The organism is Virgibacillus dakarensis, assembly GCF_900155625.1.
GTDB lineage: Bacteria > Bacillota > Bacilli > Bacillales > Amphibacillaceae > Lentibacillus_C > Lentibacillus_C populi.
In genome coordinates this window covers 1038462-1058063 of the sequence record NZ_LT732554.1, presented here as the reverse complement: position 1 = coordinate 1058063, position 19602 = coordinate 1038462, and the positions used below count along the sequence as shown (strand labels likewise).

At 36.0% G+C, this 19602-nt stretch carries 15 protein-coding genes and 1 pseudogene; 5 read left to right on the top strand and 11 right to left on the bottom strand.

The features are described from left to right. The first annotated feature begins 195 nt into the window (after nucleotides 1-195). Nucleotides 196-888, top strand: a complete 693-nt coding sequence (locus CZ382_RS14885; protein ID WP_088051970.1) for an aspartate/glutamate racemase family protein — start codon at nucleotides 196-198, stop codon at nucleotides 886-888. 964 nt (nucleotides 889-1852) lie between these two features. Here the strand turns inward: CZ382_RS14885 and cwlD are convergent. The 3 genes from cwlD to CZ382_RS14865 form a co-directional block, all read right to left on the bottom strand. After that, complete coding sequence (gene cwlD, locus CZ382_RS14875; RefSeq protein ID WP_088051968.1) at nucleotides 1853-2569, bottom strand: N-acetylmuramoyl-L-alanine amidase CwlD; 717 nt, start codon at nucleotides 2567-2569, stop codon at nucleotides 1853-1855. Nucleotides 2570-2810: 241 nt separating this feature from the next. Continuing rightward, nucleotides 2811-4046 carry an efflux RND transporter periplasmic adaptor subunit gene (locus CZ382_RS14870; protein WP_088051967.1) on the bottom strand — a complete coding sequence of 412 codons (1236 nt, stop codon included), beginning with the start codon at nucleotides 4044-4046 and terminating at the stop codon, nucleotides 2811-2813. Next, complete coding sequence (locus tag CZ382_RS14865) at nucleotides 4043-4717, bottom strand: hypothetical protein (protein ID WP_088051966.1); 675 nt, start codon at nucleotides 4715-4717, stop codon at nucleotides 4043-4045. The genes CZ382_RS14870 and CZ382_RS14865 overlap by 4 nt, the downstream gene beginning before the upstream one ends. A gap of 360 nt (nucleotides 4718-5077) precedes the next feature. On the opposite strand from CZ382_RS14865, the gene CZ382_RS14860 reads away from it, so the two are divergent. Both CZ382_RS14860 and CZ382_RS14855 read left to right on the top strand, forming a co-directional pair. Further along, nucleotides 5078-5878 (top strand): protein kinase domain-containing protein, encoded by an 801-nt coding sequence (locus CZ382_RS14860; RefSeq protein WP_088051965.1) that lies wholly within the window; start codon nucleotides 5078-5080, stop codon nucleotides 5876-5878. A gap of 484 nt (nucleotides 5879-6362) precedes the next feature. After that, on the top strand, nucleotides 6363-6809 hold the full coding sequence (locus CZ382_RS14855) for a protease complex subunit PrcB family protein (RefSeq protein WP_159457809.1): 447 nt from the start codon (nucleotides 6363-6365) through the stop codon (nucleotides 6807-6809). Between the two features lie 798 nt (nucleotides 6810-7607). On the opposite strand, the gene CZ382_RS14850 is transcribed toward CZ382_RS14855, so the two are convergent. The 6 genes and pseudogenes from CZ382_RS14850 to CZ382_RS14825 all read right to left on the bottom strand — a co-directional run bounded on the left by CZ382_RS14850 (nucleotide 7608) and on the right by CZ382_RS14825 (nucleotide 15646). Then, nucleotides 7608-10100 (bottom strand): DEAD/DEAH box helicase family protein, encoded by a 2493-nt coding sequence (locus tag CZ382_RS14850; RefSeq protein ID WP_088051963.1) that lies wholly within the window; start codon nucleotides 10098-10100, stop codon nucleotides 7608-7610. A 118-nt stretch (nucleotides 10101-10218) separates the two neighbouring features. Next, nucleotides 10219-11260, bottom strand: a pseudogene (locus CZ382_RS14845) (flavin-containing monooxygenase). 18 nt (nucleotides 11261-11278) lie between these two features. Next, nucleotides 11279-11986, bottom strand: a complete 708-nt coding sequence (locus CZ382_RS14840; RefSeq protein ID WP_088051962.1) for a cytochrome c biogenesis CcdA family protein — start codon at nucleotides 11984-11986, stop codon at nucleotides 11279-11281. A 17-nt stretch (nucleotides 11987-12003) separates the two neighbouring features. Further along, nucleotides 12004-12534 (bottom strand): thiol-disulfide oxidoreductase ResA, encoded by a 531-nt coding sequence (gene resA / locus CZ382_RS14835; RefSeq protein WP_088053486.1) that lies wholly within the window; start codon nucleotides 12532-12534, stop codon nucleotides 12004-12006. 117 nt (nucleotides 12535-12651) lie between these two features. Next, a complete protein-coding gene (locus CZ382_RS14830; RefSeq protein ID WP_088051961.1) occupies nucleotides 12652-15312 on the bottom strand; it encodes a heavy metal translocating P-type ATPase in 2661 nt (886 codons plus the stop codon). A 13-nt stretch (nucleotides 15313-15325) separates the two neighbouring features. Further along, nucleotides 15326-15646 carry an ArsR/SmtB family transcription factor gene (locus CZ382_RS14825; RefSeq protein ID WP_088051960.1) on the bottom strand — a complete coding sequence of 107 codons (321 nt, stop codon included), beginning with the start codon at nucleotides 15644-15646 and terminating at the stop codon, nucleotides 15326-15328. Nucleotides 15647-15826: 180 nt separating this feature from the next. Between CZ382_RS14825 and CZ382_RS14820 the strand changes: the two genes are divergently transcribed. Together CZ382_RS14820 and CZ382_RS14815 are read left to right on the top strand one after the other, a co-directional pair. Further along, nucleotides 15827-16504, top strand: a complete 678-nt coding sequence (locus CZ382_RS14820) for a DsbA family protein (RefSeq protein ID WP_088051959.1) — start codon at nucleotides 15827-15829, stop codon at nucleotides 16502-16504. Nucleotides 16505-16507: 3 nt separating this feature from the next. Next, nucleotides 16508-16930 carry a disulfide oxidoreductase gene (locus CZ382_RS14815; RefSeq protein ID WP_088051958.1) on the top strand — a complete coding sequence of 141 codons (423 nt, stop codon included), beginning with the start codon at nucleotides 16508-16510 and terminating at the stop codon, nucleotides 16928-16930. Between the two features lie 163 nt (nucleotides 16931-17093). On the opposite strand, the gene CZ382_RS14810 is transcribed toward CZ382_RS14815, so the two are convergent. Both CZ382_RS14810 and CZ382_RS14800 read right to left on the bottom strand, forming a co-directional pair. Next, complete coding sequence (locus CZ382_RS14810) at nucleotides 17094-17360, bottom strand: hypothetical protein (RefSeq protein ID WP_088051957.1); 267 nt, start codon at nucleotides 17358-17360, stop codon at nucleotides 17094-17096. Between the two features lie 480 nt (nucleotides 17361-17840). Next, the gene (locus tag CZ382_RS14800) at nucleotides 17841-19214 is read right to left on the bottom strand and encodes an IS4 family transposase (protein ID WP_159457808.1); all 1374 of its coding nucleotides are present in this window, start codon (nucleotides 19212-19214) and stop codon (nucleotides 17841-17843) included. Nucleotides 19215-19602 lie beyond the last annotated feature (388 nt).

Sequence of the window (19602 nt, the reverse complement as noted above, 5' to 3'; positions counted from 1 at the left end):
AGTAACAGAATTAAAATTACTCAGTTCAAAATGACCCAGTTAAAGTTATCCTACAAACTGGCTAGATTGAGAGGAGGGATTAATTTAAAGGTAATTCAAAATTTGATTAAAATGAAGATTACACCGGAATGTTCTTAAACTAAACTAGCTTAAACTTTGGGTATTGGAAAAATTAACTTTGTAGGGGAGATATTTATGAAAACCATTGGACTAATAGGTGGAATGAGTTGGGAATCTTCGGCTGAATATTATCGGATAATAAACGAAGAAATAAAAAACAAATTAGGCGGACTTCACTCTGCGAAATGTCTGTTATATAGTGTGGATTTTAACGAGGTTGAACGCTATCAATCACAAAGTAACTGGGAAAGAGCGGGTAAAATGTTAGGAGAGGTAGCATTATCTTTAGAAAAAGCAGGGGCAGAATTTATTGTTATCTGTACAAATACTATGCACAAAGTAATTGATTATATCGAAGAAAAAATACAAATACCTGTCTTACATATTGCTGATGCAACAGCAAATCAAATTCAAAACGCTAATATAAAAACAGTAGGCTTGCTTGGTACAAAATATACGATGGAACAAGAATTTTATAAATCACGAATAGAGTCTAATGAGATTAAAGTTGTTGTTCCAAAAAAAGAAATAGGAAACATTGTAAATAAAATAATTTATGAAGAGTTATGTTTAGGACAAATTCGTCAATCATCGAAGGATTACTATAAAGAAGTGATTAAAAATTTAATTGATAATGGAGCAGAGGGAATTATATTGGGTTGTACTGAAATTGGATTATTGGTAAAGCAGGAAGATTCAGAAGTCCCTTTATTCGACACAACTGTTATTCATGCAATTGAAGCGGTAAACACGGCATTAGCAAAATAACAAAAAGTCCTTTCTTTTTTAAGACAACCTAATAATTAAAAGTCAGACCAGACAAAGGATTAAGATTTCAGAGATTCAGATTAGTTTTTTATAGTTATTATCTATCTTAGATTTCATGTAATTTAGATATGTAGTATTGGTTTTTCTTTGGGGATGTATGGTATGATGTTTTTTTTAATGACAGTGATTATTGGAAAGCTAGATGAATTTGATGAAATTTTCTCTATAAGCTTCTTGCTTTTGCCTATTTTCCTCATAACAGTTTCATATGTCATATCCAATCATATATATAAGCATAAAGAGTTTTGAACTTTAGGATGATCTATCTACGAAAATATCGATTTTATTACATAAGGAGGAAATGTAATGACGAAAGTAAAGAATAAAAAGAATCGTATGCATGCAAAAAAAACTCTGTAGTTGGTATATCCATCTTTTGATTTTTGTAAGTGCACAGGTTGCATTCTTCATTTTTGATCATTATCCAGACTGGCATTTATTTAACCTAAATCCTCTTGGAGAATGGGTAAAAGGCAACTTTTTAAACCACCTTGGAGGGTGGGTTCAGATATATAAGATTGAACAGTTTAACTGGATAACTGTATTCTGGGGAATTGGAATTGTATTAATAATAGATGGGCTCATCTCTTTTTCCTACACTATCTGGCAAAGTAAGAAAAGCTCCTCCACTGGTACACAGTGAATAATTTTTGGGTATTCGGAATTTCATGTATAAGCCTTGATTATTTATTCTTCCGATTACCCTAAAATAATAATGAATAATACAAACATTGTATTAAATGAATATTCATAGTCAAATGAAATGCCGTTGATGAGTTATTCTTTAAAAGCTTGATGTTATTTTTGGAAAGGCGGTTTTTAGTTATCCAACCGCTATCCCCACCTATTTTTCACGCATTGGAGCCATTCTTCATTCATTAACAAATTTCCTATATAGCCTGCCTCATTCCTCTTCCACATCCTCCGTCACATACCGCAAAATACCCTCATATATACTGCCAGCCATTTTCAGCTGGTATTCATCCTGTTTTAGCAACTCCCGTTCATGCTCGTTCGATAAAAAGCCAATCTCTACTAAAGCCCCGGGAACTTCAGCGTGTTTTAGAAGATAAATCCCATTAATGGCTAAAGGGGTTCGTTTCGTGTTTTCAAGATTACGTATGATTTCCGACTGAATCATTTTTGCCAAATGTTTGCTTTCTTCAAACTTTGGATAATAAAATGTTTGTGCACCACTCCATCTGGCTGAAGGGATAGCATTTAAATGAACCGTTACATAAAAATCAGCTTTCTTTTCATGGATAAATGCAAGGCGTTTGCGGATATCCTCCGATTTTCTCCGTGACAATCCCTTCGTCCCACTTTCCGCTAAATCCGTATCCTTTTCCCTTGTTAAATATACAAGTGCACCTGATTGCTGCAAATAGTCTTGCAGTTTTTTAGAAACGGCAAGCGCAACGTCTTTTTCCTGTGTGTCATCTCTTCCTTCTGCTCCACCATCCGGTCCGCCATGTCCCGGGTCAATTACGATTGTTTTGCCTGCAAGCGGGAGTGACCATGTTTCCCATGTTTGTTCCGACATTTGAATTGGAACATTAATTAAAAATGCTAAAAGTACTAAACCTGCCCCCCAGCTCACAACTTTGCCAGCACGTCCCATATCTCATTCGCTCCTTATTCACTCTGCTTGAACTATTTTATGGGACAAGGCTCGCGTTTATGACTGGAATTGGATAACTGGATTATCGTTTATGGAGCCGTGGCTATGAATACGTCAGATCGTATAAACCTCCCTATTTACTCTTTACTATATTCCCATTCCATTGAATAAAAAACCAAACAAAATAAACCCTTACAATTTTAAAAGGCTTATCTTGTTTCGTTTTCGAAAATATTCCCCTTTACCTCGTCAACAACCCAGTCACAACATCCTTCTTCCAGTTCCCTTGCTTAAAAAATTGCTTCCAGTGAATATGGTTGATTTTCAATGGTGTAATAAACGTAACGTTGGAGCGGAATTGACGCTTTTGATCTTTGGCCACCCACTCTCCAGGTTTGGCGCCCTTTGTAATCTCGATTTGTTCATTCATATGAATACCGGTTGTTATCTTTTGCTTGACTAGATTACCTTCACTTGTCATCTTCCACAGCGTTTTGCCAAAAACGGCGTCCTCCCGTGCAACCGTAGCATTTGCCGATTCATTTGTTGTAATTGCCATATCGATATGATAGCCAGGTAATAATTGTTCCGTATCATTTTCATCTTTAGCTTCATCCGTAAAAGCCACATAAAATGGGTACAAACTTGTTCCTTGTAAGGCAACCGTTTTAGGGGAATCACTTACCTCCTGAACAGTCCCCTGTAAAACCGTATCATTTTCCGAAAGGCTTATTTCTGCAGGCATCCCCTGCTCCAGCACCATTCGCTCTTTTTCTGTCAATTCACCCGTTACATGTAATTGGGTCGATTCAATTGTTATGATTGGATCATCCAGCGAATCTGAAACATTCGTTACATTCCCTTGAAACGGACTTTCTACCGTAATGGTATCCCCACTCATTTCCAATTCGGTTAACTGTGCTTGCACACTTTTCAACTGAGCATTTTTTTGCGCCAGTTCATTTTCCTTTTCGGTTACATATTGCTCCTTCATATATTCTGCATCGGCAGACGGAATGGTTGTTTTTCTACCTTCCCTATTTTCCTTTTCGTTGCCATCCCCAAATACCATCTCAATCTTGGGAATCTGGTAATTTGAAATGGACGACATTGCCTGCTCGATTGCCGCAATTTCCCCGTTAATCGTATCCACTTCACTTTCTAGCTGTGCTTTCGTTGCATAATAGTCTGGAACCTGATAGGTGTACAATGCATCGCCCACGTTTACCTTTGCCCCTTCTTCCAGTAAAAATTCCCCGAAGGTCCCCATCTTTTCATTGAAGTAGACATTGTTTTCTTCCACTGGAGTCAAGACACCTGGTTTATGCATTTTTTCATACATATCCGCAGTTATTATTCTCGACCATTCCCTCACATACGATTTTCTTTCTACTTTTTTATCATCCATGACTAGTAATATACTATTGATTCCAACGAATAGAGTTACACATAAAAGGATCACTTTTCTCCGGTTCAACCAAACCACCCCCTTACCAAATGATTATCAATCAAGGCCAAGGAAGCAGCTGCAGCCCAATAGAATATATGTAAAAGAATGACAGTAAGCCAAATCCACCGTCGTTTGATTGGAGACAGGTAACGTAAAAATTTGACCTGAAAGCCGATAATCCATAATTGAAATAATGATATTGCACCAAAAAAATAGATGATCCACTGATATTCGGTAAAATAAGAGGCGATAATGCCAAATGACAATGGGGAAACATACCAATCCAGGCCCCAGTAAAGCATCAGCGGTATCCATAAAACCCGTTCGACAAGCATCATTAACAGCACAACCTGCTGCATAATGATCAGTTTACGAAAAGGTATACCGGTTATGGAATAAAAGATAAGTGCCGAAAGAAATAAGATAATAGCAGTTAGCAAAATAGCGTACAAACCCCGGCCAATAACAAAGCCTAATTTGCTTAACTCATATTCCGTTGGGTTTAATGCAGTTGCATGACTTGATATAAAATCGGAACCAATCCCAAGTAACGCCATCCAGCCATATATAATGATACTGAATAGGCAAAGAAGTGAACACCATTTCCATAAAGCTTGGATTTTTTCTGCCTTATTAATTCGATATAAATGGTCATCCATAGAAAAAAGGAGTTTTATTAGGTTGATGTGGTAGGTCATAAGCTACATTCCTTTTTTGAGTGACTTTTCTAAACGTTATATTACTTCAATTTTAACGCAAGCTATAACAAAATTCTACAACTTTTACGCGTTTTGAAAATATTAGGGAAAAATGACTATGTTTTAGCTATAAAGAAGAAAACTACCCTCACTTAACGGTAGAAATCGTCTTTGGTTAAGTCGAATTTTGGATGGGTGTGTTTGTGTGGTAACCATTCGTTGCCCTAGTCTAAAATGGCATTTGATTTAGGGAGAATGTTTGTTTTTATTATTCCAAGCTCGCCTGTCCCATTTTCATGTATAATAGTATTCAAAATATGTCATTAAAGTAATGACTGATTCTGGATCGAGGTGATTGTCGTGCATATCTTACGTTTTATAAGAAAAACCTATCAGTATTTTGTTGACAAACCACTCCAAACAGGGACAGTTTTACAGGATAGTTATCAGGTTCTGGATCTTATCGGAACTGGAAGCTATGGTATTGTTTATCTTTGCAAAGATTTGAAAACCATGGAGAATAAAGGGCTTAAACAGCTTCGGCCAAGCAAGCAGCGTAAACGTAATGAGGTTGACATCTTTAACAAGGAAATTGCTGTATTACGTATGCTGGAACATAAAAATATGCCAACGTTGTATGAATCCTTTTCGCATAACGGTAATTTCTTTTATGTTATGAGCTACATGGAAGGGGATAATTTGGATAAGCAGATTTTTTTAAAGAAAAAAACGTTTAACGAGCAAGAATCACTGCTCTTCCTTGCCCATTTACTCGTATTAATTGATTATCTGCATAAAAGGGATATTTATCATCTGGATTTACGGATTCCAAATATTTTGCTGAAAAATGACGAACCTTTTTTAATCGATTTTGGATTGGCAAAACATGCCGCTTCAAATGATCCGGTCTATTCTCATAAAGCTATTATGGAGATGAAACTGCAGGATTATTATGATCTAGGTGATATCCTTTTATATTTGCTTTACACGACATATTCTTCCAAAAGTAAAAAAGCTCTTCCTTGGACAGAAGAACTTTCTTTGGCGGATGAAACGGTTCATTTGCTGAAAAGGTTACTCCGGCTGCTTCGTCCTTATTCAAATCCTCGTGAAATTCAGGCAGATCTGCATGCTGCCATTAAAGCAAGTGGGGGATACTAGCTGCTGCTTCCCCAGCTTCTTCGTTTGTAACGCTTACTACCACTCATTGGATGGTGTCGATGGCGCCCACTGCTGCCACTGCCACTGTGATAATAGTGGTGTCGTCGCTTACTACTGCTGCTGCCATGATAGCGGCGATGTCTGCGCTCGCTGCTGCCACGATTAAGCTGTTTTAGTATTTTTCTAAACATCTTTTTCCTCCTTTCTTTTTAATTATTATACAGTCTAACATGGATAAAAGTTTCAGCGAAATAATTTAATGCTGGTAAAAAATACTGCACTATACATATGTTCAAATGTCAAGTATGATGGAGCTAAGACAGGTCGGTGATAGGAAAAAGGGTATGTAACAGAAAGGGGTATTCTTAAAATGAGGCGGAGTCTTGTGCATTGTTTGATGATCGTTATATTTCTAAGTATATCCCTATCCGGGTGCGGATCGGATGCAAAAAAGGACAATTCAAACACTGAGGAGGAGATACCAATGAAAAAGGATGTTACGGAAATTCCATTTAAGACAATCAATGTTGAGGATGCACCAGACAAGGTTCAAAAATGGATTGCGAAAAATCGTTCGGAAAAAGCGAATAAAGTTTTCCAAGTAAACGGTAAGACGTATGTAATTGTTATGCTTGGACGAAAGTCATCTGGCGGATTTGATGTGAAAATTGGGCAAATACTGCAAGTAACCTCACCAGAATCGAAAGCAGGTAATCATAAAATTACTGTCAGCTATGAAGAGACCAAACCAAAAAAGGGCAGCATGAACATCCAAGTGCTCACCTATCCACTTGTGATTGCGGAGATAGATGATGAACTGGATGATGATTCATTTCAATTTAAGTCGTCAATTGACGAAGGAAAATTGACAGAGACGGAGTCAGGGAAAGTGAAGAAGCCAAGGGTATCTGATGATAAAGCGGAGAAGTAAGTAAAACAAAAAACCCTTCCTCGGAACCAATGGAGAAAGGGTTTTTTGATATAGTTTTTTCTAATTTGCTTAACGTTTTGAGAACTGAGGGAGGTAGTAAAATCAACGCTTGCAGGCACTTTTGTATGCTACTTGTATGTTACGTGTACTTATACACAGGTTTTAAAAGCAGTCAAAAATGAAATTGGACATACTTTTTATCTCCAGCTTGTATTTGAAGTTCGATTGTTACAACTCGCCTATTCAATAAATGACCACTTCCTTACCATAGTTATGGGCTTTACTATCAATTAATTCCTTTGTTTCTCTAATCCCCGCAATTTCAGGCTTTGTCTCATGTTGTATTTTCATCCAATATCATTAATAAGCTTTGAAATCATGGCTATTTCAGACATTCGTCACCCAAATGTCACTTTATAAGAAAAATATATAGAATATCAATTTGTTGCTTTATAAAAAAATGGTCAGTTGATTCCTACAAGGAATAATAATTCCCTGACAGTTATTTAGATTCGTGGTAAATTGCACTGCACTGAATAAAACATGAGATAGGACCACCCATATCATGTTTCCGAGCCACCTTTTCAATGGATCTATAAACCAAACTCATCCAAGTAATTAGAGATTATTAACTATTTATGTTACCTTGCTATTTAGGCCTGGGTTCTTTACACGGAGCCCCTGCGGTCATAGTTTTCACTCCTTATTAGATTGTCAAACATAGGTATAAAACTAAAAAACGAGGAGTACCTTGTTTATATATTTGAGCCCGTTGTTCAAATTACATATATTGAATTTTCATCTATCAAAATGAACAGTATATTCCTGAATAAATTTTTCTACCTCTAGTTTAAATGTTTGCAATAAACCAGCAACAGTACTTAAATCATAATTTGATTGTGCTACTTGGCTTGCAAACTCTCTTAATCTCCCTCTTAATAATTCTAGTTTCTCTTTATTGATAATTCTAATTCTAGGGTCAGGGGTAGCTGCATATTCAAATTTGGTATTTGGGTGAATCATTACAGGTGTAAATGTATTAACGGCTGGATATGTTTTCTCAAACCAAACAATTGACCCGTTGAGTTGGTTACAATAGTCTTTACAGATTGTCCTAGCAGTAGCTTCATTTTTACATTCTATTACAAAACAATTATTGTTAATACTTGCCCATAAATTATCAGGACCTTTCCTAAAATCATTTTCTGGTCTTTGGGAATTAAAACCTAAATGCTTACCCAAATCTTTAATTGCTTGTTCAAAAACATTAGAAGAGAAATCTTCAAAATGAAGTTTATCTATTAATGCGTTAAAGCTCAGTAAATACTCATTGGTATCTTTGTAATTATCAATATTAAATTGACATAACTTATTGACCTGAGGTATATTATCAAATTGCATTTTTTTATATACTATTCCATTTACTGGGTGAAGTAACTGACTATTAATCTTTTTGGCAGACATTAAGGTCTGTTGTGCTGAAACATGACTTACAAAGTTTTGATACTTAGCAAATTTATACTTTAAGAAACCTTTTTTATTATTATTTGTTGTAGAATTAATTATCTCCTGAATCTTATCCATTGCACTATTATAATCTCTGTTTTTAGCATCATTGAAAGCTTTTCTTTGTTTTATAATATCTTGATCAAAAGAATTTTTAGGATTATATTTTAATTTTAGAAGTGTAGCTTTATTTAATTTAACCCAATCTGGATTTCTAGATAGACAGCTTGAAATTGCATTATCAATATCATTAATTGAAGCACCTTTTAATTGCTTATCTAGGCTTTTAGAAAGCTTAAGTTGCATTTGTGTTGCTTCCGTAAACATTTTTTTTGCTTCATTTGAATAAAGAGATTGTACCAATGAACTTCCCATTAAAAAAACTACACAATAATCTTCCTTTGATCTAATTCCACGTCCCATTCCTTGTTCTATTCTTTGTATATTATCTTTTAAAACTTCCTTACTACCTCTTAATGCAATTTGTTCGTACTTTTCAAATTCACTTCTAACATCCGGCATCCCATCAATGACTAAAACTTCACAGGCTTTTTTAGGCAAATCAATCCCATCATATTTGTTAATTAACACTATAAGACCAACATGTTGGTTCTTTAATTTATCTACAGTCCTAAGCATTTCATTTTGATTTGATACTATTATATCCGCTACATCTCTCCAGTAATAAGATCTATATGTAGATGGAACTAATATTACAACATTTACTTTATTCGAAAGGCTCTTATAGTACTGTTTTAAATCATCCTCTTTAATTTTCGGGTTCAATTCTTGAGGTATTAGAATCATTCTTTCCCCAATATCATTGGCTTGGCCGGGGGTGATAGCATTTTCTATTTGATTACTATCAATATCAAAATGGGAGACTAAAATTGAATCGTCTTCAATTGTAGCACTCATGAAAACCCTGTGAGTACACTCATCAAAACTTTGAATTACATCTATTGGTAAAAAATCAAGTTTAATAACTAATTCTTGACCAGTAATAATACATTCTGCAAGTTCCAAGTTATCTTTTAACAACGACCAATTGAAAAATAAACTTTTATTTTCCTCACTATCATTATTACGTTGCTCATGAAGTATACTTAAAATTTTAGAGTAATTATTTTTCCATTCCCAAAATGGAATTAGTTGCTGTGACTTTTTATCCCCATCTCTAATCTCTAAGTATTTACTTTCAGATTGCTCTTTCATACAATCACTAAATATATTTAAAAACTTTTCATAAATATTATTTTCTCTTGGTATATTTATTGAAAATTGGGACTTCGCGACTTTCATACACGCATGTGCATCGTCAATAACAATACATCCTATTTCTTTTTTTATTTCACCAACACCAAAAACAGTTCTTCCATTAATAATTTTGTGCATATTGGTCACTAGGATACATTCGCCGTTTAAAAATTCATTTGATTTACTATCTCTAGTTATACTTATTCCTAGATCATCAGCTTCTTTAATGATTTGTTCAATTAAATAGTTATCTGGAACAATGTATATCGCTGGACCTTTACCTTCATTCAAATAAGATTGTAATATAAGTAATCCAACAACGGTTTTTCCACTACCTGTATTCATTTTAATTACGGAATTTGAATCATCTCTAAAATCATTAAACCATGACTCTAATACTCTTTGTTGAGCTGATCTTAGTAACTCTTCATATTTTTCATGTTTTTCTGGTAGCAAGTCAAAAATTTCAATTGGATTTATTACTTCACTACTCAGGGTATCTTCCAATAGTTTATTAAAATTTAACATAGTAAAACCTCCCTTTACCCTTATAGGCAAATTCTCCTACTATTAATTTTACTGTAATTATCAATAAAATTGTAGTGAAATGGGGATCTATTTGTTTTATTTTTCATTTTAATATACCCTAAACTAGATTTTTCTGAATATGTTTCATTATATATTCCGCATCATACCCTACACCTTGCAAAAGTGCAGACCCCCGTCTATATTGCCAAGGTAAGCCCAAAAAGTATAATCCATCTACATTTGTGATACCCCGTTTATGTACTGGTTTCCCTTTTTCATCCAACACGCCTGATACATTTAACCAGGAATAGTCAGATAAGAAACCAGTGGCCCATATAATATTATGTATTTCAAGAAACGTGTTGTCTTGGAATATAACTTTATTATTGTCACCACTAATAGATTTATTTTTTTGTAACATCGCCATTTCGAATAGCATCCTTCAATTGATGCCCGAAGATTGGGTCCCCCTTTTTCTGAATTAGTTTTCCTTTGAACGAGTTAGAAGTTGCATTTAATAATCCAACCTTATCAAACCACCAAAATATACTTTTATTTTTAATTAATAACGGCAGAAAATTCAATCTATGACTAGTAGATAGATAGGTCTTCTTTTCTTGTGAAATTTCTACAGCTATTTGTGCTCCACTATTTCCTCCACCCACAACTAACGCATTCCCTTCTTTTAATTGAGAAAGGTTATGATATTCAGAAGAATGTAGTTGAACGATCCCCTTTGACAACCTATTTGCAAAAGCAGGAATTCTTGGCTTCTGAAAAGGACCTGTAGCGATTATCACATTCTGGGTTTTATACACCATATGCTCTGTCGTAATATGAAATATATTATTCTCTTTTCGAACATTAATTACCCTAGAGTTATGCTTAATCGGTAGCTTAAAAGATTCCGCATAGACTTTTAAATATCGCGATATTTCATCTTTTGTAGGAAAGCCTTGTGCATTCCCTATAAGTTCTAGTCCGGGTAAGGAACTGTATGACCTAGGGGTAAACAAAACCAAAGAATCATATCGCCTTTCCCATACTTTCCCTACCTCTTCATTTTCATCCAACACGAGGAAAGAATGACTTGATTGTTTTAAGTAATACCCCATTGCCAGTCCGGCTTGTCCAGCACCGATTATGATGGTATGGTACATAGTATATCACACCCTTTTTTAAAATCCGGTGAATCCACCGAAAAGATAATTTGTCAAAAATGATATTATTTTCGTCATCCAATTAAAATAAAGCACTATTCCCATTATAATCATAATATAGCCACCAATTTTCATTATCAGTCGACTATACTTGTTAATCCATTTCAACTTCCCAACAAAGAAGGTTAAAAGAAAAAATGGAATAGAAAACCCTATTACATACCAGATCATATAAAACAATCCTGCACTTGGATTTGTTATCCCTAGTGCTATTACTGCAGCTAAAATTGGCCCTGTACAAGGTGTCCAACCAGCCGCAAACCCCATGCCGATCAAAACGGTTCCTAAATATCCTGAAGGTTTTCTCTTAAACCTTACCCTTTTATCCTTCATTAGAAAATCCAGCTTCAGAATGCCCGTAATGACTAGTCCGAAAAAGAAAATTAGAATGGCACCTATTTGTCGCAGTAATTCCTTATTTTGAACAAAGAATGAACCTATGAAAGATCCGGATAATCCTAAAGCTAGAAAAATGATTGAAAACCCAGCCAGAAAGAAAACGGAATGTAATAATGTAACCTTTCGCGCCCTTTTTTTGTTACTCAGATCTTCCACAGACATACCAGTTATGTAAGACAAGAAAGCCGGATAAACAGGTAAGGTACATGGTGAAAGAAAGGATAACAATCCCGCTCCAAAGGCAAAGAAAATAGTTAAATCCTGCATATGATTGTCCCCTTTTGTTACGATGGTTTAATTAATTTCATGTATTCCCTAACGCTTTCCTGATTCATATTACCGGTAATTATTTTTAGCACCTTACCATTCTCATCAATTAAGTAAGTGGTCGGAATTGGACCAATTTTATATTGTCCGGTTACCGCGCCACCTCTATCCATTAATATAGGAAAAGTGAGACCATACCTATCGACAAAATTTTGTACAATTAAATCAGACTCTTCAATGTTAACAGCGAGGATCTCAACACCCTGCTCTTTAAATTTCTTATACTCCTCCTCCATATATGGCATTTCTACTTTACAAGGCTTACACCATGTTCCCCAAAAATTTAAAAATACACCTTTTCCTCTATAATCCTTTAGTTCAACACGCTCACCTTGAAGTGTTTCCAAGGAAAAGTTTGGTGCATAATCCCCCACCGATACAACAGTGTTATCCTTGTTTACATTTAAATAAAGTGCGTAAACCACAGCTGACAGCAGTAAGAGTAATACAAATACCCTGAAATATTTTCTTAATCTTCTTTTTCTAATTCTTTCTTTATTCAATAACCTTCACCTCTTTGAAACTAATATAATTGCCATTTATGTATTTGATTGGAATAATATAATAGGCTGTTCAATCAGGGAATTGAACAGCCCTTATTCTAATTACCCTTTAACCTTTAAAAGACGTAAAGCATTTAATATCACAATAATCGCCGCCCCCGTATCACTTAACACTGCCAACCATAGCGTGAGTACCCCAGGGAATATAAGAACTAGTGCTGCAAATTTTACAATTAGCGAAAACCAGATATTTTGTTTAATAATTGCCAATGCCTTCCTGCTTAACTTAACCGTATGTGGTAGTTTTTCAAGGTTATCTGCCATTAGCACGATATCGGCAGTTTCCATTGCTGTATCTGTACCGGCGCCACCCATCGCAATTCCTAAATCCGCTGTGGCAAGTGCTGGTGCATCATTGATACCATCTCCAACCATTGCGACTTTATGACCTTCACTTTGCAATTGTTTAATCGCATTTACCTTGTCCTCAGGCAACAGTTCTGCAAAGTAACGATTTACATTCGTTTCATTTGAAATCATTTTTGCTGTACCTTTATTATCACCAGTCAGCATAACAAGCTGCTTAACACCGACTTGTTTTAATCCATTCAACGCTTTAACAGTAGTTGTACGAATCGTATCAGCAACAGCTATTACACCCTTTATTTCTTCTTGTGTACCGATAATCACTACCGTTTTTCCTTGACTTTGTATCTTATCAACTTTCGTTTTTATATCATCTAAAGGTACATCCATTTGTTCAAACAGTTTGAGATTGCCAGCATAATAAACTTTTCCATCGATTGTCGCTTCAACGCCCTTACCAACAATTGTTTTAAATAACTCCCCATTTTTAGACTGAATTCCCTTGTCTTTGGCATAATCAACAATTGTTTTAGCTATTGGATGTGTGGAGTAACCTTCTAATGTGAATGCAATTGAAATTAGCTCTTCTTTCGATGCAGCTGGTGCGATAACTTCCGAGACTTTCGGCTTTCCTTCCGTTAATGTACCTGTTTTATCAAACGCTATCGCATCAATAGCACCTGCCTTCTCCAGAAACGTTCCACCTTTTATTAAGACACCATTCCTCGCAGCGTTTCCAATAGCAGATACAATTGCTACAGGGGTAGATATCACTAATGCACATGGACAGGCAACCACTAATAGCGCAAGGCCTTTATAAACCCATTCTCCCCATGTACCAAAACCAAGAAGTGGCGGAAATATAATAACAGCTATGGCCGTTACAAAGACGATCGGCGTGTAAATACTGGCAAACTTATCAATAAATGCTTGGGTAGGAGCCTTTTGTTCCTGGGCTTCTTCCACCAGATGAATGATTTTTGAAATTGTTGTATCTTCGACTAACTTGGTTACCTTGATTTCAATGGAACCACTTTCGTTAATTGTTCCTGCATATACAGTGTCTCCAATTAATTTATCCACTGGAATGGACTCTCCAGTTATAGGCGCCTGATTAACGCTAGTCTCACCTTGAATAATTTCCCCATCTAACGGAATTCGATCACCCGGTTTAATAACAAGAACCTGACCAACTGAAATTTCTTCAACCGGCTTTTTAATTAATTCTGTTCCAACTTTAATCCATGCCTCTGACGGAGCCAAATCCATTAGATTGCTGATGGATTTCCTAGTTTGCTCAATCGACCTATTTTGCAGGGCATTACCCAATGCAAACAACCACACGACGGTTGCACCCTCAAACCATTCTCCTATTAATGCGGCTCCAATTGCGGCTGCTGACATGAGAACATTCATATCAAGTGAACGGCTTTTTATCGCAAAATAAGCGCTCTTTACTGGTTTATACCCACTTATAGCGATAGCGGTGGCATATAAGAGGATCGACATTAAAGCTGGGATACCATTGTATGAACCAATAAACCCAAGCGCAATTAAAATTCCGGAGAAAGTAATTAAGCTATATCCCTCTTTGTTTTTCGATGTTTCTGTGGTTTTATTGCTATTCGTAATAAGTGATGCTTTATAACCAAGTTTCGATACCTCAGAAACAATATCATCTACACTATTTGCATGGTCTATTTTCATTTTTCCAGTTGAGAAACTGACACTCACACTGTTAACTGACGAAATCGTATTTAAATGTTTTTCAATACTTTTGGCGCAACTGCCGCAATCCATTCCTACTACATCGTAGGTTCTTATGTTTTTGTTTTGCAACAAAGGTTCAACCGTATAACCAAGTTTTTGAACCTCACTTTCTAAACTATCCAGCGATAGAGCATTGCTGCCAATAACCTGCAATTTGGCAGTATTGTATATTACCTTTGCTTCCTGAATGTCATTTAACCCATTCAACCCTTTTTCTATCGTCACTGCACAAGAAGGACAATCCATCCCATGTATCCGATATTCAAACTTTTCCCCTGTAACAGCTGTAGTGTTAATATTAGGTATTATCTCATCTTTATTGCTGCAACAATTTGATGTCTCCGTCGTGGTCTCATCCTCTATCCCGCTGCAACAAGACCGTATGTCTGATTCTTTGATTGATTCCTGGCTACAACAGCTATCAGCAACAGCTTCATTATTTACACTTTCTGATTGACTACCGCAACAAGATGTATTAGTAGTAGTTGCTGCTACTCCTTGGTCATTGCAACAACTGTCCCCTGCTTTTGCCGCTGTAGCCGATGTTTCAGCGTGACTGTTGCAACACCCTTTACTATCCCTTATTGTTATAAGTTCATCTTTTGAACCGCAGCATTTATCCGCCATTCATACCACCCCATTAATCGATATGATTTTTACAACAAGTAACATCATTTTGAACGTCCTCAAGCACCACATCAAACATGGTTAATAAATCTCGTACGAGTTGATTACGTACACGGTAATAAACATATTTTCCTTCTTGTCTCCCTACAACAAGCCCGCATCCTTTTAAACACGCCAAATGCTGTGATATGTTAGATTGATTACCATTCAGATCATCAACAATTTGCGAAACTGTTTTTTCCTCCTCTTTTATGCATTCTAATATTTGAATTCTTGTTTTATGTGAAAAGCCGTGCAAAAACTTCATCTTTGTATCAATATCAGCCTTTAACATGTGTTACCCCCCCTATTATATTAGACAGTAATAATATGTTTTGTTATCATCATATTAACAACGACTAATATGTGTGTCAAATCTTTATTTGTGAAAAGTATTTGAACAATACCTGATTAACCCATGTTCGGAAAAATTTGATGTTAAAATTGAATCCATAAAATATTGAGAGGTGTTTTCATGAAAAGAAAAAATTCTCCATTCAAAATTGTTGTAGTTGTTACATTAGTTATTGTTGCACTAATCATTGCTTTGGTTGTTATTAGCAACAATAACTCTGAATCGGATCAAGGAATGACATTTGAGAAACAGCCATCTACTGAGGGACAACCGACATTAGGTGATACTAATGCTCCGGTAACTGTTGTAGAATTTGGAGACTTTAAGTGTCCTGCTTGTAAGGTTTGGGGAACAGATATTTTTCCTCAATTAGTAAGTGATTATGTCGATACAGGAAAGGTTAAATTTTCATTTATAAATGTGTTGTTTCACGGACAAGAATCAAAGTTGGGTTCATTGGCAGCTGAAACAGTTTATAAACAAAACCCTAATGCTTACTGGGATTTTCACAAAGCGCTCTTCAAGGAGCAGCCCAGTGAAAATCATGATAGCAGTTGGATTACAACAGAAAAGATTCTTGAAGTAGCCAGTACTGTGCCAGAGATTAACACGGATAAATTAAAAGCAGCTATTGAAAACAATTCAGAAATCAATGAGGTAAATAAGGATTCGGAATTGGTAACAGAATTTAATGTAGAAGTCACCCCTACTATCATGGTTAATGGAAAAGTGATGGAAGACCCATATGATTATGATGCAATTCAAAAGGCTATAGAAGATGCACTAGAGGAAAATTAGAATATGAATAGAATAGATATTAAGCAGTTTTCACTTTATGTGGCATGGTTAGTTACAGTTGTTGCAACACTTGGGAGTCTTTACTTTAGTGAAATACGAGGTTTTATTCCGTGTGAACTTTGTTGGTATCAGCGTATCCTAATGTATCCCTTAACATTGATCCTTGGAATAGCAACATTTCAAAATGATCTGGCTGTTAAGAAATATGTGCTGCCAATAGCCATCATCGGCTGGTCTATTTCACTTTTTCATTATTTAGAGCAAAAAGTACCGGGGTTTGCCGAAATCAGGCCATGCGCAAACGGTGTTCCATGCAGTGCGGAATATATTAATTGGTTAGGATTTGTTACAATCCCATTTTTGGCATTAGTTGCGTTCACCTTGATTATCCTATTCATGCTCTTTATCAAGCCGAAAAAGAAATAGCCAATAAAAGAGGTGTAGTTCATAACAAATGCATCTCTTTTTACCTTATGTACATTTCGGGTTTTTACCGGGATAAATAGCATCAATGATCAAAACAATGTAGAAAAAATACAGATAATGCCATAAAAGCAAATTAATGTGCCTCCTACCGTTCTTACGTTTGCTAAAAATCATTCCAGTCTAGCAACACAATTCCTGCAATGATGAAAGCGATAATAATCCAGGTAGTTAATGAAGATTGCTCATTTTTTTGTTCATCTGCCGTTTCATCTTTACTTCCTTCTACAGTGTCATTTTGCTGTTTGTCCATTTTTTCTGAATTATCCTCGGTCTCTACCAAAATAGAATGTGCTTCCGAAGTGTTAATTGGAATTAAGCCGATTAACAATAAAGCGATTAATAATAAAAAGGACTTTCTTGTTTTTAACATATAATCATCCTTACTTTATAATGTTTTTGTTAATCCGAAAGAGTTCTTACTTACTATTGCTTGAAGAAAGATATTGTTTAGCTCCACCTCTGCCATGTTTTTGACCCACTTAGGACACAATTTTGATCCACCACTGCCAAGTGAGGACCAGTATACATACTTCCGTGTTTAGCAACAACCGCCACCACCCTTGACCTTGTTTGTGTCCGTGGTGGTGGTCTTGATGGCGAATGGCAAAAATAAATCCTTTGAGGCTCATTCGCATCAATAGCGTACCACGGACAATCACTTCTAAGTTCCGCTGGTGGGGCCCCCGACCCATAGCCATCAAGTTAATAAAAATGAAACCGTGCAAAGACCCTTCTTTTGCAGCTTTCCGTACAAGCTTCATAGTGTGTCTCTAAAATAACGCATGCCAAACTAAGCCCTATAAAAAGGGCTTAGTTTTAGAAATATTTGCAAGGTTTTAGTTTCATAACTTTATGCTGTAGGGGATATACTTTGTTTATATGCAATATGAAGAATGTCAAACACGGTTTTCTTTTGTTTTTTATGACACTTCCTTCCGTTCATGCGTATACTTTTGTATATTCGTTTGAGCACCTCGACAAGACTCCTGCCCTTGTCGATCATTCCTTGCTGTGATACAGTCAGGCTCTCCTTTGCGATATCAATAGATTTGTATTCACTTACCTCCATATGGTACTGCTGATAAAGCATCCTACGACACTGGAAGGCTACGGTTGAACATATAAGCAGTTGGATGAGTGTGCCGTATAAATGGCATTCGAAACGTTCTTTTTTCATTTTCTTTACTTTTTGTATCTCGAATAATGATTTCCATGTCTTAAAAAGAATTTCAATTTGCCACCTTAAGGAATAAAGTGGGTATATTTCTTCCTTTTTCACCTGTTCCTGTGGTATATTGGTGGCAAATATATTTACAGATATATTTTTCTGAGCAGAGAGGGATTTTTTCCTTCTCTTCTTTTTTTGGTTTAAATGCTCCTGCCGCTTTTCTTTTTGTTCTTCGGTTAGTTTTGTAACAACTATCCGTGCCAAAAGTGGATCCTTGGTTTTCGCACCAACTCGTACCTGGGTTAACTCGATTACCTCTCCCGGTTGTAATGGTTCCATCATTTTGGTTACATTTATCTTTTGCCATTGTCCATCATCGTTTTTTTGATAAAGGTTCGTTTGATTCCTTATTCTAGAAACGTAATAACCGCCTTTTTTGTCAATGGCCAATAAATTATCTTGAGAAAAATAGCCTAAATCACGTAAGCATAAATCTCCTGGTTGAATATCATCTTGAATGCTTTTTGCATAGCTAATGTCACTTTCTTTTCCGTTTTGTATCTGAAGGTGACGGAACACTCCTTCATATAATTCATACTCAAGTTGAATCTTCACTCCCGTACCATTTGGCCCATCGTATCCTGTATAATCGGAAGGCAAATCAAATGAGGAGGAATCCAAAATTCGAATCCGCTTAAACAGATGCCTTTCCACAAAAGGGAGGGATCCGGATACCTGATTCAACCATAAAGATTGGAAGATTCGTCTCATGAATTCTACTGATTCCTCATTGAAGCGCTGATTTAACCCTTCTGCTGAAATTTCTAAATTAAAATATGAACAAAGCTGCGCACAAAGCTGAGTGAGACTCTTATTCCCAAACGATTCACCCAAAATAGAACACAGTTGACAAAAATATTCTGGTTTCAACTTTGTACTCCTTTGCATGAAATCCACTTCTTTTGCCAATTGACGAATTTGCTCACTAGATAGTTTACGCTCCATCTCCCGAGCAAACAGTTCGAATTCGTTTTCTACATTTACTTTGGTAGACATCAAAATGCTCCTCTCAGGTTTTTTATCTCTTAAGAGGATCATAAGAAAAAATTGGCTTATATACCAAATATTGTGCTTAACTTGATGGCTATGGGCCCCCGACCCCTTCCAGCGATCACTAAGAAGTAGCACGGCGGTCAAGGGCAAGCAGCTAAAGCTGTGGTTAAGAAGAGGCTATAATTGTGGATTGGATCACCTTTGTCACGACTGGATCATTTCCTTGTCACTGTTGGATCAAAAAGATGGCACAACTGGATCAATTTGATGGCTGTAATCACTATTGCTTTTACTTTTGTTAATTCTATACACAGAAAAAGATCATTCTGCCATCGACTTTTTTTGAAGGAGGTTACCCACTTTTTGGTTTAGCTTATCTTATTATTCACCG